Source organism: Actinomadura sp. 9N407 (assembly GCF_044326315.1).
Classification (GTDB): domain Bacteria; phylum Actinomycetota; class Actinomycetes; order Streptosporangiales; family Streptosporangiaceae; genus Spirillospora.
Map to the genome: position 1 here is coordinate 64,527 of NZ_JBIRAW010000037.1, position 14,641 is coordinate 79,167.

9 protein-coding genes are annotated in these 14,641 nt (G+C 71.5%); 2 read left to right on the top strand and 7 right to left on the bottom strand.

Going from position 1 to position 14,641, the window contains the following annotated elements; genetic code table 11:
• Nucleotides 1-2 precede the first annotated feature (2 nt).
• From sigM to ACH34Q_RS39530, 5 genes are all read right to left on the bottom strand, one after another.
• Entirely contained in the window at nucleotides 3-593 is a 591-nt protein-coding gene (gene sigM, locus ACH34Q_RS39510; protein ID WP_395988312.1) for an RNA polymerase sigma factor SigM, read from the bottom strand.
• Nucleotides 594-756: 163 nt separating this feature from the next.
• Entirely contained in the window at nucleotides 757-2,397 is a 1,641-nt protein-coding gene (locus tag ACH34Q_RS39515; protein ID WP_395988313.1) for a protein kinase family protein, read from the bottom strand.
• A gap of 267 nt (nucleotides 2,398-2,664) precedes the next feature.
• Entirely contained in the window at nucleotides 2,665-4,440 is a 1,776-nt protein-coding gene (murJ, locus tag ACH34Q_RS39520) for a murein biosynthesis integral membrane protein MurJ (RefSeq protein WP_395988314.1), read from the bottom strand.
• 1 nt (nucleotide 4,441) lies between these two features.
• The gene (locus tag ACH34Q_RS39525; RefSeq protein ID WP_395988315.1) at nucleotides 4,442-7,012 is read right to left on the bottom strand and encodes a DUF6049 family protein; all 2,571 of its coding nucleotides are present in this window, start codon (nucleotides 7,010-7,012) and stop codon (nucleotides 4,442-4,444) included.
• Nucleotides 7,013-7,338: 326 nt separating this feature from the next.
• Entirely contained in the window at nucleotides 7,339-7,962 is a 624-nt protein-coding gene (locus ACH34Q_RS39530; RefSeq protein WP_395988316.1) for an aminoacyl-tRNA deacylase, read from the bottom strand.
• 375 nt (nucleotides 7,963-8,337) lie between these two features.
• Here ACH34Q_RS39530 and ACH34Q_RS39535 point away from each other — a divergent pair, with 375 nt between their 5' ends.
• Together ACH34Q_RS39535 and ACH34Q_RS39540 are read left to right on the top strand one after the other, a co-directional pair.
• Complete coding sequence (locus ACH34Q_RS39535) at nucleotides 8,338-9,813, top strand: CCA tRNA nucleotidyltransferase (protein WP_395988317.1); 1,476 nt, start codon at nucleotides 8,338-8,340, stop codon at nucleotides 9,811-9,813.
• Nucleotides 9,810-11,123 carry an adenosylmethionine--8-amino-7-oxononanoate transaminase gene (locus tag ACH34Q_RS39540; RefSeq protein ID WP_395988318.1) on the top strand — a complete coding sequence of 438 codons (1,314 nt, stop codon included), beginning with the start codon at nucleotides 9,810-9,812 and terminating at the stop codon, nucleotides 11,121-11,123. The genes ACH34Q_RS39535 and ACH34Q_RS39540 overlap by 4 nt, the downstream gene beginning before the upstream one ends.
• A 7-nt stretch (nucleotides 11,124-11,130) precedes the next feature.
• On the opposite strand, the gene ACH34Q_RS39545 is transcribed toward ACH34Q_RS39540, so the two are convergent.
• Both ACH34Q_RS39545 and ACH34Q_RS39550 read right to left on the bottom strand, forming a co-directional pair.
• Nucleotides 11,131-12,420, bottom strand: a complete 1,290-nt coding sequence (locus ACH34Q_RS39545; RefSeq protein WP_395988319.1) for an MFS transporter — start codon at nucleotides 12,418-12,420, stop codon at nucleotides 11,131-11,133.
• 257 nt (nucleotides 12,421-12,677) lie between these two features.
• Nucleotides 12,678-14,477: an ABC transporter substrate-binding protein gene (locus ACH34Q_RS39550; RefSeq protein WP_395988320.1), complete on the bottom strand. Its 1,800-nt coding sequence runs from the start codon at nucleotides 14,475-14,477 to the stop codon at nucleotides 12,678-12,680.
• Nucleotides 14,478-14,641: the final 164 nt, after the last annotated feature.

Here is a 14,641-nt window from a genome sequence, read left to right on the forward strand (position 1 = left end):
CCTCAGACGTTCCGGCGGTCCCGACGGTTCCTGTGGTGGATCAGAAGCGGTGCCAGCCGGGCCCGGCCGCGAGCGCACCGGCTCTTGATCGTTCCGGCCGGTACCTCCAGGACCTGTGCCGCGTCGTCGACCGAGTAGCCCATCATGTCGACCAGGACGAGCGCCGCGCGCTGCTCGAACGGCAGCTGCTCCAGCGCCGTGGCGACGTCCAGCGACACCCCGTGGGCATCGGTCGGGTCGGGCATCTTGGGCGCGACCGCGTCGAAGGTGGCGTCGTCGCCCATCGGGGTGGCGGGCCGTACGGCCTTGCGGCGGATCCGGTCGAGGCAGGCGTTCACCACGATGCGGTGCAGCCACGTGGTGACGGCGGCGTCACCACGGAAGCGCCCGGCCGCGCGGAACGCCGACAGGCACGCGTCCTGCAGTGCGTCGGCCGCCTCCTCGGGGTCGCCGAGGGTACGCAACGCGACCGCCCACATCCGGTCGCGATGCCGGTGCACCAGCGTGGAGAACGCGTGCGGATCTCCCTGCGAATGCCGGGCGAGCAGTTCCTTGTCGGGTACCTCATCAACATGCATGCTCACCGACGTCATGAGCGCCCGCTCTCACGAGAGTGTGCGTCGCTCCGCGCCGGATGCGTGCGATCGATCCTGCCTGGTCGCGTCGACACCGCTGAATCCTGGGGGAAGGGGACAATCTGCTCAGAGGCACACTACCGACTGGCACCGTCTTGCGGGACGGTCCTGGAAGGGCCGTTCAGCGGGCGGCCCCGTAGACGGTCACTTCGCTGATCTTGCCCTTCTTGCTCGGCGGCAGTTCGGTGAACCAGACAAGGACATAACGGGCGGTGGTCCGGGAGGCCGGTTTGAGGGTGGTCTCGCCGGAGTTGGCCCGCTCGCTGCCGAGCAGGGTGAGCGAGCCGAGGTCCCGCTGGCCACCCGCCTTGAGCTGCAGGGTGCCGCCGCCCTGGGGGGCGGCGACCTTCACGCTGCTGATCTCGACGGCCTTGCCCATGTCGAGCAGCACGCCCATGCCCTTGGCGTAGTTGCCGAAGTTGACATCGCTGTAGGTCTGGGTCTCCCAGGCCTCGCCGTTGCGGCCGTCGGTGATGGCACCGAGGTTCTTGCCGATGGCGGTGTCGTGCCGGCCGTTGATCCCCTCTTCGGCGGGAGAAACCTCCTGCACGGGCAGCTTGCCCGTCTGGGGCTTGGCCGGCTGGGACGACTGGCTCTTGCCGGTGGGCCCGGGATTCTCGCCCTCGCCGGAACCGCGGCCACCGATGGCCCAGGCCCCGAGGCCCACGATGACGGTGAGCGCGGCCGCTGCGATGCCCAGCAGGGCACGGTTGCTCGACTTGGGGGCCCCGTGCGGGGCGGTGCCGTACTGGGACGAGGGGGCGGTGCCCCGGGAAGGCGGCGCGGGTGGCGGCTGCGCGTGCGGCTGCCGTCGCTGCTGCTGCGGATGCTGTGCCTGCGGGTGCTGGTGGGGCTGCCGGCGCTGGGGATTCCGCTGCCGGTTGGGTGCCTGCCGCTCGGGCGGACGGGCCGGCGCGGGTACGCGCTGGGTCTGTGCCTGCGTGTTGTGCCTGGCCGGCGCGGGCTGGGCATGGCCGAGCCCGGCGAACAGCGGCAGCGGCGTACGGGGCACGCCGTGCAGGGCCTTGGCGAGCCCGGCGGGATCGGCGATCTGCTCCTGCCCCGGGATCTCGATGCCGATGCAGCGGCAGACGAGCGCGTCCACCGCGAACGGGACACCCGCCTGGACCTGGCGCGGAGCCTTGAGGACACCGTCGGTCTCCGGCGCGGCGGGCAGCCCCGAACGCTCGGGGTCGCCCGGCCAGTGGGCGGTCAGCGCCGCGTACAGCATGCCGCCCAGGCCCTCGACGTCCTGCCGGGCGGGATCGTCGGAGTAGCGGTCGCCGAGCACCGCGTCGGTGGCGATGCCGAGGACCTTGACGGTGCCGCCGGTCGTCCACACCAGGTCGCGCGGGGACAGGCACAGGTGGGCCAGGCCCGCCTCATGGGCGGCGGCGATGGCCTCGGCGGCCTCGTTCAGCAGGGTCGCGGCCCGGCCGGGCTCCAGCGGGGCCTTGCCGAGCATCTGCTCCAGGGTCTCGCCGGAGACCCACTCGCTGACCACGTAGGCGCTCTCGCCGGTGTCGTCGGCGTCGAACACCTGGGTCAGGCGCGGGTCGGTGAGCCGGCTCGCGGCACGTGCGGAGGTGACCACCTCGGCGATCCGAGGGAAGTCGGGGTCGAAGGTCCGGACGGCCACGGCACGGGCCAGGATCTCGTCGATGGCCTTCCAGAGCGAGGAGCCGCCTGACTCCTTGATGCGCTTTTCGAGTCGGTAGCGACCGGCGAGGCGCGTGCCGGGCTCGATGACGGACGTGCTCACGGCAACGTCCTGCACAGGTGGTCAGATCCCATTTTCGTGGCGTGGCAGCTTACGCCTCCGACCCTCCTTTTGCGTTCCCCAGGGTGTCGCCCCGCAAGCCGTACTGCCCAACATGGTAGTGCTAACTCTGATGAGCGGCGGCCTTATCGGGGCGCGTCCTGTGTACTTTGTCACGCGCATCTCGGGGCTTCCCTTGGGTCCCCCGAGCAAAGCGGGCGGTATTCCTCCTCTTCGGTTCCGTTCGGCGGTATTCCGTCCTTCTCCCGTTCACCCGCGACCGGGAAGCCTACGGGTGATCATGGAGAGCATCGATCCCACCTCGTCCACACGCATCATCCGTGCGAAGGCGAAGTAGAGCAACCCACCACCGGCGCTGCCGACGGCGAGGGCCAGCAATCCCGAGGCCAGGCCCGGGCCGAGCACCGCGTCCAGGACGGCGTGCGTGGCGTACGCGAAACCGATCAGCGGCCAGAGCGCCACCGCCAGCTTGAGATACGTCACGAAGATCCGGCGGCCGTCCATGCCGCCCAGCCGGCGGCGCAGGATCGCCCAGCCGAGCAGCGCGCCGACCGTCTGGGCGATGGCGAAGCCGCCCGCGATCCCGACGATGATCTTGTCGGTGGGCAGCACCGCGTACGCGGTCAGCGCCGCCGCGATGTTGGTCACCACCACGCCGGCGCCGATGAACGTGGGCGTGCGGGTGTCCTGCATCGAGTAGAAGACCCGCAGCATGAGCTGGTACGCGGCGAACGGCACCAGCGCGACCGCGAACAGCCGCAGCACGTCCGCGATGACCAGCGCGTTGGCCACGCTGGCCTGGCCGTGCGCGAACAGCACCACGGCGATCTCGTCCGACAGCACGGCCATCAGGCCGGCCGCGGGCAGGATGATCACCGAGCAGAGCCGCAGCCCGCTGGAGAAGTCGTCGCGCAGCTCGCCCATCCGGCCGGCCGCGGCGTGCTCGCTCATCCGCGGCAGCAGCGCCGTGATCACCGAGACGCCGATGATCGCGTACGGCAGCTGGAAGAGCTGGTAGGCGTTGAAGTACGGGGTGTACCCGACGTCCCCCAGTCCCTGCTCGCGGCCCATCACACCGGCGGCGTTGGCCAGCCGGGTGGTGACCGCGAACCCGATCTGGGTGATGACCACGTACGCCAGCGTCCAGATCGCCATCTTGCCGATCTGGCCCAGCTCGCCCTTGCGGAAGTCGAGCCGGGGCCGCCAGCGGAAGCCGGAGCCGCGCAGCGACGGCCACAGCGCCAGCGTCTGCAGCGTCATGCCGCCGATGGTGCCGCCGGCCAGCAGCGCCACCTGGCCGTCGGTGATCGTGCCGGGGTCCACCGTGCCGCTGGCGACCAGCAGGAACGCGCCGGCCGTGCAGATGATGACGATGTTGTTCAGGACCGGCGCCCACATCGGGGCCGCGAACCGCTTGCGGGTGTTGAGGATCGCGCCGGAGAACGCGCTGACCCCGAGGAAGAAGATCTGGACCGCGAACAGCCGGGCGAACAGCACCGCGAGATCGCGCTGCGGGCCCTCCATCGCGCCGCCGTAGATGGCGATGAAGACCGGTCCGAGCAGCACGGCCGCGGCGGTCATCAGCGCCAGCCCGAGCACGGCCAGCGTGAACAGGCGCTGCTCGTAGCGGACGCCGTAGGCCTCGTCCCGCTCCCTGGCCCGCACGATCAGCGGCACCACGACGGCGGTCAGGATGCCGCCGAGCAGCAGGTCGTAGACGATGAACGGGACCGTGTTGGCGGTGTTGTACGCGTCGGCCAGCGCGCCGGTGCCCAGCGCGGCGACCAGCATCGCGGTGCGCAGGAAGCCGGTGATGCGGGAGGCGAGCGTGCCTAGCGCCATGACCGCGCCGGACCTGAGCAGCCCGGCGGCGCCCCGGCCACCCGGCGCGGGGCCCTGGGGCGGAGTGCCGGGGACGTTCACCTCTGTGGTCGCGGCCGGTGTTCCGGTGCCGGGCGGCGTTCCGGGAGTGGAGGCCGGGCCCGACTGCGCGATACCGGGGGCGGCGCCGCCCGGCAGCGGCATGTCAACCCGCGTCGCCGCTCCGGTGCCGCCCGCCGGAGGACCACCCGGCCCCTGCCCCGGATTCTGCGTCGGATTCGGGTACGGGTTCGGCGCCTGGCCCGGGGGCTGCGCCGGCGGTTGCGCCTGGGGCCGCCTCGTGTGCCGCCCCGGACCCGGTTGCGGATTCTGCGGATTCTGCTGCCATGGCTGCTGCCCCTGGCCCGGCTGCCCCTGCCCCGGCGGGCCCTGGCCCTGCCCCGGGTGGCCCTGAGGCGTCTGTCCAGGTGGGTGGTTGGAAGTCGGCGGCCCCGGCGCCTGCCGGTCCGTCGCCGCCGGCCGGTCCGGGCCCCGCGGGTTCCCCTGCGGCGGGGGACCCGGGACCTGCCGGTCCGGTCGCCGCTGGTTCCACTCCGGTCGATCCGTCACCGGCTGCCTCCGCTTTCCGGCGGCGCCTTGCTCGCATGGCCCGCACTCCGACGCCCACGAAGAGTACGGCAAGTCCGCCACCGGTGATGAGCAGTGCGAGTCGCCCGTAACCGGTGGTACGGACCGTGATGACCTGCTCCGCGCCGAACTCCCGGTCGTCGGCCGACTTCAGCCGCAGGTGCAGCCGGACGTCGCCGTTGCCCGCGGACCGTACCGGGATGAAGCTGGGCTGCTTCTGGCCCGGCGCGAGCGTGATCAGATCGTCCTGGTCCTCCAGCCGGCCGATCTGCAGCCGGGCGGTGTTCTCCGGGACGACCTCCAGCCTGACCTGGATCGACTGGTTGGGCAGGTCGTTGGCGACGGTGATCGGGATCCGGCCCGAACTGCCCGCCAGCGTGACCCGCTTGGTGTCGCCGATGATGATGCGGACCCGTCCCATGTCGTCCTTGAGCCGCTCGTCCAGCGACTGCCGGGCGAGCACGGCCCGTCTGTAGCGGGACTTGCCGCGCCACGCGCTCGACTCCATCCGGAGCACCGCGCGCCGGTAGTTCATCCTGATCGGCTCGTACATCACCGAGGTGAAGCGGGCGGCGGACCGGGAGATGCGGGCCACCTCGTCCAGGAACGGCTCGCCGAGCTCGTACGCCTCCATGGAGTCGGGGTAGCCGCGGAACACCCGCTGCTGGGGCTCCGCGTTGGCGATCTTGTCGAGCGGGGTCTCCTGCATCCACGCCGCGCCCTGGGTGTAGGTCAGCAGGCTCTTGGCCATCGCGGGCGCGGGGTTCCAGCGCCGGTCCGGGGCGATGACCAGCGAGCGCGCCAGCTCGGGGGCCTCCGCGGTGATCATCGCGGTCTCGGCCAGGAAGCGCTGCTCGGTGAGCACCGCCGCGCCGGGCGTCCGGGTGCCGGCGCTGACGATCTTGTTGAGCGTCTCGTCGTACACGACGGTCCGCTTGGTGCCCTCCTCGGTCGGCAGCGCGGTGGTCGCGCTCGGCGTGTAGCCCTGCGCGGGGTCGGCGAACGCGGCGCTGCTCATCAGGAACGAGCCGTTGTTGCCCAGCCGGCCCAGCTTCGCCATCTGGTTGAGCGTGCCCTGCCCGGCCATCCCCGACGGCGGCCAGGCGACCTGGGCGTTCGGCTGGGTGCCGAGGACCTGTCCCGCCACGCCGGCGTTGGCGTACGCGATGGCCAGGTGGTTGGTCATCTTGTGCCGGACCAGCGCGACGGCGTCGGGATCGGCATAGGGGACGGCGAAGTACGGATCGCTCTTGGACGCCGACCGCAGCGCGTTCAGCCAGTTGGCGGCGTCGGTGCTCTTGGGCTTGCGGACGCTCTTCTCGGCCCTGGGCGCCTGCACCGTGTACGGGCCGTTCGCCATCGTCTGGACGTCGTCCAGCAGGGCGGGGTCGATCGACCAGGTGACCGGGGTACGGGTGCCGGCGGCGGCGCTGACCAGCCCGCTCAGCCGCCCGTCCGCCTTGATCTCGGCGGCGAGGTCGTCGTCGAGGAACGTGTCGTCGGTGCTGCGGTGCTGGCGGCCCATCAGCGGCCAGACCCAGGCGACCGACAGCGGCTTGAAGGTCCGCTGCTTCGGCACGAACGTGATGAACGTGTTGAGCCCGGCCAGGACCTGGCCCGTCTGCGTCACCGCCTCCACGCCGATCGGGTAGACGCCGAAGGTCTGCAGCCCGATCGTCGCGGTGGTCGTGCTCAGCGAGAAGGACGCCTTGCCGCCCGCGACGCCGGCCTGCGGAAGCTGCTGGTCATCGGCGAACCCGCGCAGCGAGGACGGCTGGCCGGTGGCGTACTCGGCGACCTGGGTACGGCTGCTCATCCGCTGTGCCGAGGTCTTCAGGCGTACGGTCACGCCCGGCAGCGCCTGGCCCGAGGTGTTCTGTACCGTTCCGGCCACGGTGATCTTGGACTTGCCGCCGGTCGCCTCCGCCGCCTTGGGCGTGACCTTGGTGAGGACGAGCGAGAGCTGGCTCTTGGACTGGGACTGGCCCGTACCGCGCCCGGGCCTCGGGTTCTCCGGCTGCGCGGCCGCAGCGGCCGGTTGTACGGGCGCGGCGGGAAGCGCGGGCGTCGCCGAGGCGGTGGGGACGGGGCCCACGGTGAAGCAGGCGAGCAGGGCGGTCACCGCCGCCGCGGACAGGACCGTTCTCATTCCCGCATCACGCGGTCGATCGTAGCCCCGGCGCCGGTGCCGCCGGACCTCCCCGGGCGCCCGGCACCCGGGAACGCGCCATCGCCGGGCCGGTCCGTCCCCTCCACGCGCCTCCCCCGTTCGTCGATCTCCGGCCGCCGGGCCGGTCGCCCCGCCTCGTCCGCTTCGCCCCCAACTCTGCCGTCCGGGACCTCAGGTTCGCGTAAAGACAGGAGACCTCATGGCCGTGGTACGCACCAGCGGAGGGGTGAAGCCGGGGATGAGGCCGGGCGATACCGACGGCGTGTCGCTACCGGACGGATGCCGCGTACCCGGAACGGGCGTGGTCAGGTGCTGGACGGGCTCGTCCGGGGAGAATTCGTCCCGTGCCGGCGGCGCGCGGGCAGGCCCGACTTGGACTTCCAGGGCGGGCGGCGTTCCCAGCGCGACTCGGAACGGTCGGGCCGTTCGCCGGTCCGGTCGCTCAGCCGGACGGGTTTGGCGCCGTTCAGCGCGCACAGGTCGGACGCGCGGATGCCCAGCGCGGTCGAGGCCTCACCGGTCGCGGTGTAGACGACGTCGTCCTGGGGCAGCGCCTCCACGACGCCCTCGTCGATCAGTACCGGCATGTCGTCGGGGAGCAGCAGCGGGCAGACCAGGTCGGCGGCGTACTCGGTGACCGCGTTGACCAGGTCGGCGCGGGCGGGCCGGATGAGCCGGGCGCCGAGGGCCAGCCGGACCGGCTCGGCCGGCGGGCTCGTCCCGGCCGTCACGATCACGCCGGCCAGGAAGCGGCGGCCGCGCTGGACGTCGTTGCAGGCGAGGACCCGGGTGGCCAGGCAGCGGCCGGCGGGCAGGCCCAGCGCCCTGGGCAGCTCGTCGGAACGGGTGATCGCGATCGGCAGCCGGACGATCTCGTGCTGGATCTCGCGTTCCAGGAGCGCGCGGTGGATGGTGAGGGCGTCCTTCATCTTCAGCTCCGTCCCGCGGGGTGATCCGTCCCCGCACACACCCCCCGGATTCGGTCCCTGCCCCCCGGTGGGCCCGTGTAGTGAGAGCTCCCCACATACCCCCAGAGCCCGGTCTCATCCCCGCCGTAGCCCGGCGTACTACCGGCCCCCTTCCGACGCAGTGGAACGCGCCCCGATGGTTCCCCGCTACCGTTGTGCGTCTACGGGAGTCCTCGGCTGCGGTCCGATGGTCCGGCGGGGCGTCCTCGGGGTGTCCAGAACGTAACCCGGGGATCGCACCATGTGAAGGGCCTGGGGCTCCCGAGAGCGCCCCGGAGGTCGGCGGGGTGGAGGCGAAACCCTTTTGTCAGCAGTTTCCCCGAGCAAATACGCTGGATGGCCGTGTCCCAACACCAAGTGACCCCAGAGCAGCCGTCGCCGACGCAGCGCGTCGCCATCACCGAGCTGCTGCGCAAGATCGCCCCGGTGGCGGACGAGCTCGGCGCCCGGTTCGAGGCCGCGGGTCACGAGCTGGCGCTGGTCGGCGGTCCCGTCCGGGACGCCCTGCTGCGCCGTCCCGGCACGGACGTCGATCTGACCACCGATGCCCCACCGGACCGGATCCTGGAGCTGATCCGCGGCTGGGCCGACGCCATCTGGACGATCGGGATCGAGTTCGGCACGGTCGGGCTGCGCAAGGGCGATCACCAGCTGGAGATCACCACCTACCGCAGCGAGTCGTACGACCCCCGGTCCCGCAAGCCGCAGGTGGAGTACGGCACGTCGCTGCACGAGGACCTGCGGCGCCGCGACTTCGCGGTGAACGCGATGGCCGCCCGGCTGCCCGGGCACGAGTTCGTCGACCCGTTCGGCGGGCTGACCGATCTGCGCGACCGGGTGCTGCGCACGCCCGGCCGGCCGGAGGACTCCTTCGGTGACGATCCGCTGCGGATGATGCGGGCCGCGCGGTTCGCGTCCCAGCTCGGCTTCGCCGTCGCGCCCGACGTCGTGGCGGCGATGAAGGACATGGCCGGCCGGATCGAGATCGTCTCGGCCGAGCGGGTCAGGGACGAGCTGTCCAAGCTGATCTGCGGCGAGCACCCCCGTGAGGGCCTGGCGCTGCTGGTGGACACCGGCCTGGCCGAGCACGTGCTGCCCGAGCTGCCGATGCTGCGGCTGGAGATCGACGAGCACCACCGGCACAAGGACGTCTACGAGCACTCGCTGATCGTGCTGGAGCAGGCGATCGCCCAGGAAGAGGACGGGCCCGACCTGGTGCTGCGGCTGGCGGCGCTGCTGCACGACATCGGCAAGCCGCGGACCCGCCGGTTCGAGACGGGCGGGCGGGTGTCGTTCCACCACCACGAGGTGGTCGGCGCCAAGATGACGCGCCGCCGGCTGACCGAGCTGCGCTACCCCAAGGACGTCATCACGGCCGTGTCGAGGCTGGTCGAGCTACATCTGCGGTTCCACGGGTACGGCACCGGGGAGTGGACCGACTCGGCCGTGCGGCGTTACGTGCGCGACGCGGGCCCGTTGCTGGCCCGGCTGCACAAGCTCACCCGGGCCGACTGCACCACGCGCAACAAGCGCAAGGCCGACCGGCTGCGCCGCACGTACGACGACCTGGAGACGCGGATCGAGCGCCTGACCGAGGAGGAGGAGCTCGCCTCGATCAGGCCGGAGATCGACGGGAACGGGATCCAGGAGATCCTCGGCATCAAGCCGGGCCCGCTGGTCGGCAAGGCGTACCGGTTCCTGCTGGAGGTACGCCTCGACCGCGGCATGATCGGCCCGGACGCGGCGGCCGAGGAGCTCCGCCGCTGGGCCGCCGACCAGGGCATCACCGGTACGGACGAGGAGGCGTCGTGATCGGGCTGAACCTGGGCCGGATGAGCCCGGCCGAGGCCGAGCGGCTGCTGGAGTTCGACCGCGAGCACATCTGGCACCCGTACGGGCCGATGCCCGCGACCGCGCCCGTGCTCCCCGTCGTGTCGGCCTCCGGTGTCCGGCTGACGCTGGCCGACGGCTCCGAGCTGATCGACGGCATGTCGTCGTGGTGGGCGGCCGTACACGGCTACAACCACCCGGCGCTGAACGCCGCCGTGACCCGCCAGCTGGGCAAGATGGCGCACGTGATGTTCGGCGGGCTGACCCATCCGCCGGCCGTGAAGCTCGCCGAACGGCTGGTCGAGCTGTCCCCCGCGCCGCTGACCAAGGTGTTCTTCGCCGACTCCGGCTCGGTGGCGGTCGAGGTCGCGATCAAGATGGCGCTGCAGTACTGGCGCTCGCAGGGCCGGCCCGAACGGCACCGGCTGCTGACCGTACGCGGCGGCTACCACGGCGACACGTTCGGCGACATGGCCGTCTGTGATCCGGTGAACGGCATGCACCACCTGTTCAGCGACGTACTGGCACGGCACGTGTTCGCGCCCGCGCCGCCTCAGGGGTACGGGGCCGAGCCCGACGAGGCGTACCTGGCGGAGCTGTCGGCGCTGGCCGCCGAGCACGCGCACGAGCTGGTTGGGATCATCGTTGAGCCGATCGTCCAGGGCGCGGGCGGGATGCGCTTCTACGCGCCCGAATACCTGCAGGCCCTGCGCGCGGTGGCCGACGAGCACGGGCTGCTGCTGATCCTCGACGAGATCGCCACCGGGTTCGGCCGTACGGGCGAGCTGTGGGGCTGCGACCACGCCGAGGTGATGCCCGACATCATGTGCGTCGGCAAGGCGCTGACCGGCGGCTACATGACGATGGCCGCGACGATGTGCACCGACGAGGTGGCGCACGGGATCTCCTCGGGCGAGGCCGGGGCGCTCATGCACGGCCCCACCTACATGGCCAGTCCCCTGGCGGCGGCCGTCGCGACCGCCTCGATCGACCTGCTGCTGTCGCGCGACTGGCGCGGCGAGGTCGACGCGATCGAGGCGATCCTGACCTCCGGCCTGGAGGACGCCCGGGAGCTGCCCGGGGTCGCGGACGTACGGGTCCTGGGCGCGATCGGCGTGATCGAGGCGCGCGAGCCCGTCGACGTCGTGGACGTCCAGTCGATCGCCATGGACCACGGCGTGTGGCTGCGGCCGTTCGGCAAGCTGATCTACGCGATGCCGCCGTTCGTCTGCACCGAGGACGAGACCGGCCACATCGTCGATGCCATGTACGCGATCGCCGAGTCCCTCTGAGAGGGCCTCAGGTGACCGGAGTCGGCTCAGCCCGCGTACGTGACACCGCGCCCCAGTAGAGCGCCGCGCCGATCGCGTACGCGGCGATGACGATCCCCAGGGCCGGGTACGAGACGCCGTCCGCGGGCAGCAGGGCGGCGGCCACCGCCGCCGAGGCGGCGAACGTCGCGTTGAAGAGCATGTCGTACACGGCGAAGACCCGGCCCCGGTAGACGTCGTCGATCCCCTCTTGCAGGATCGTGTCGACGCAGAGCTTCACCCCCTGCGACACCACCCCCAGCGCGAAGCCCCCGGCCGCCCACAGGGGCTCGTTGAACGGCGTCGCGAGGACCAGCAGCGACACCGCCCCCGCCGCCAGCAGCGCCGCGATCCACGCCTGCTTGCTGATCCGGCGTACGACCAGCGGGGTGATCAGCGCGGCGGCGAAGAAACCGGCCCCCGAGATGCCCAGCATCAGCGCGAACGTGGCCAGGCCCTCGTCGGCGTCCTCGGCGAAGTGGCTGCGGCACAGCAGCAGCGTCATGATCAGGATGACGCCGTACAGGAACCGGTGGTACGAGATCGCCGCCAGACCCAGCGCCGCCGGACGCCGCCGCACGATGTGCCGGCCGCCGTCGGCCAGACCCCGCAGAACATTGCCGAGCGCCTCCCGCGTCTGCGGGAGCGCCTCGTCCAGATGGGGCCCCAGTACGCCGCGCGGCAGCGACGTCGCGACCAGACCCGCGAGCAGGAACAGCCCGGCCGCGCACACCAGGATCAGCGCGGTCCCCGAATTCCCGCCGCCGAACACGTTCCGCAGCAGGTAACCGATCCCACCACCCACGAAGGCGATGACCGTCCCGGACGTGACGGAGAACGCGTTGGCCGTCACCAACTGCTCCCGCGTGACCACGTGCGGGAGAGCGGCGGAGAGCGCGGCCAGAAAGAACCGGTTGACCCCCAGCACCACCAGCACGCCGACAAAGAAGACGACGCCGTCCTGGCCCGCCGCCACGAGCGCCGCGACCAGTGCGACCAGCACGGCCCGTACGACCGGCGCCCACACCAGGATCTGCCGCCGCTTCCACCGGTCGATGAGAACCCCGGCGAACGGCCCCAGCACCGAATACGGCAGCAGCGTGATCGCGAACGCGGCCGCCGCCTTGCCCGCCGAGGTCTGCCGTTCCGGCGAGAAGAACACGTAACCGGCCAGCGCCACCTGGAAGAGCCCATCGGTGAGCTGCGAGGTCACCCGAGTCGCATACAGGCGACGGAAGTCCCGGCCACCCAGGATCATCCGCAGTTCGCTGGCTCTCACCCGATCATCTTGTCATTGTGGGGGCGGACCCCCTCACCCCCCGACGGGCAGGGGCTCCGCCCCCGCACCCCCCGCAAGGGGCTCCGCCCCCTTGACCCCCGGCTTAGGCGCGGGCTGAGGAAGCGGATACCTCAAGCGTTGCGAGCGCGTCCGAAGGCAGGTTCGAGCGAAGCGAGAACCTGATCGCGAAGCGAGCCGTCAAGGCGAGTTCGAAGCGATGCCAGCGCTCGCCGCGGAGCCCGCCGAAGGAGGGCGTTCTACGCCCGACGCCCAGGGCTCAGCCATAGACGCGTGTAGTCGTAGCTTGCGGTGGTGGGGAGGAAGGCGGCGCCGCCGACCCTGGAGGAGTGGAAGATCGGGTGGGAGCGGTTGAGCAGCGGGACGATCGCCGCGTCCTCCATGATCTTCTTGTCGGCCTGCTGCCAGAAGCCGCCCGCGTGGTTCGCGGTCGGTGCGGTCAGGGCGGCGTCGATCAGGCCGTTGACCTCGAAGTTGTCGTAGCCGCCGTAGTTGGTGGAGTTGGCGCCGTAGGTGCGGCCGTCGAACAGCGGCTGGATGATGGAGCGGCCGTTGTTGCCGTACCAGTCGGGGGTCCAGCCGGGGGCGGCGATGTCCCAGGCGCCCTTGTCGGCGCGGTCGGGGGACGAGATCGTCTTGCCGTAGAACGTGCCGCCCGCGTCGGGGGCCAGGTCGGCGGAGACCCCGCAGGACTCCAGGTTGGCCTTGAGGGACTCGGCGATGAGCTTGTGGACGCTGTTGGTGCGGTACGGGAACGTGAACTTCAGCCCGTCGGGATACCCGGCCTTCGCCAGGAGCTGCCGGCACTTGGCCGGGTCGCCGGCCTCGCCGGGGGTCGGGTAGCGGTCGGACGGCGTGTATCCGGAATTCCCCGGCGGGATGACGGTGTGCAGCGGCTCGGCCACCTCGGGGCCGCCGACGATCTTGATCAGCGCGGTCCGGTCCACCGCGTACTGCAGCGCCTGCCGGACCTCCCGCTTGCCGAGCGCGCCGCCGTTGTTGGGGCTGCGGGTGTTGAAGACCAGGTAGGGGCTGTTGTTGGGGGTCTCCCTGATCGCGAACCGCGGGTCGCGCTCCCGGCGGAGCCCGGGGATCGCCGAGGTCGGCACCGGGTGGTCCCAGGACAGGTCGGCGGTGCCCACCTCGAGCTGCTGCTGGACCGCCTGCGGCGAGTCCTGCCCGAGGGTGATCTGGATCTTGTCCACGTACCGGCCGCGCAGCGGGTCGCTCTCCCGCCGCCAGGCGGGGTTACGGGTCAGCACGTACGAGCCGCTCGGCCGGTACTCGGTGATCTGGTACGGCCCGTCGGAGATCGTGTTCTGCCGGAAATCGGCGCCGTCGGGGACGTACCGGTCGTACTCGGCCGGGGCCGCGGCCGTGAACTGCAGCGACAGCAGGTTGAGGAAGTCGCTGGCCGGCTCCTCCAGGCGGAACACCAGGGTGCGGTCGTCCTTGGCGGTCACGCCCTCGATGTCGTGGCCGTTCTGGTAGTCGGCCATCGCCTTGGCGCTGGCGGCGTCGACGTCCTCGTAGCCCTCGCAGTAGGCGGCCATCCCCTTGATCGTGGAGATGTAGTAGCCCTTGCCGCTGGACGGCGACGCCGGGTTGCACAGCCTCTTGAACCCGCGGACGAAGTCGCCCGCGACGACCGGCCGGGGCGGCTCGGTGTTCCACTGGACGCCCTCGCGCAGTCTCACCGTGTAGGTACGGCCGTTCTTGCTGACGCCGCCGTTCTCCTTGGTGGGGATCTCGGCCGCCATGTCGGGCCGCAGCGGGATGGTCTCGTCGAAGTTGTTGGACGCCTTCGTACCGAACAGGGGCCGGGCGAAGATGCGGGTGAGCCCGTACGCCCCGACGCTGTTGGCGCTCGCGGTGTCGAGATGCTCGACATCGGACGAGCCCACCACGCGGAGCGTGCCGCCCTCGCGCGGTGGCCCGGTCGGGATCGCGGACGGATCGTCGCCGCCGCCCCCGCACCCGGTGAGGCCCAGCGCGAGCCCCGCACATCCCGCCGTCACCCTGAGCGTCTGGCGCATCATGCCCCTCCTCCACTCCGGCTCCGAACGTTACGCGCCCATCACCGCACGTGCCAGGGTAGAGCCAGAGCGTGACAATAACCTCAATACTCGTACTTCCGAGACCGCGCCGTACCTCCGGGAACACGCCGTGCTTCCAAAACACGTGCTTCCAAAAACACGCCGTG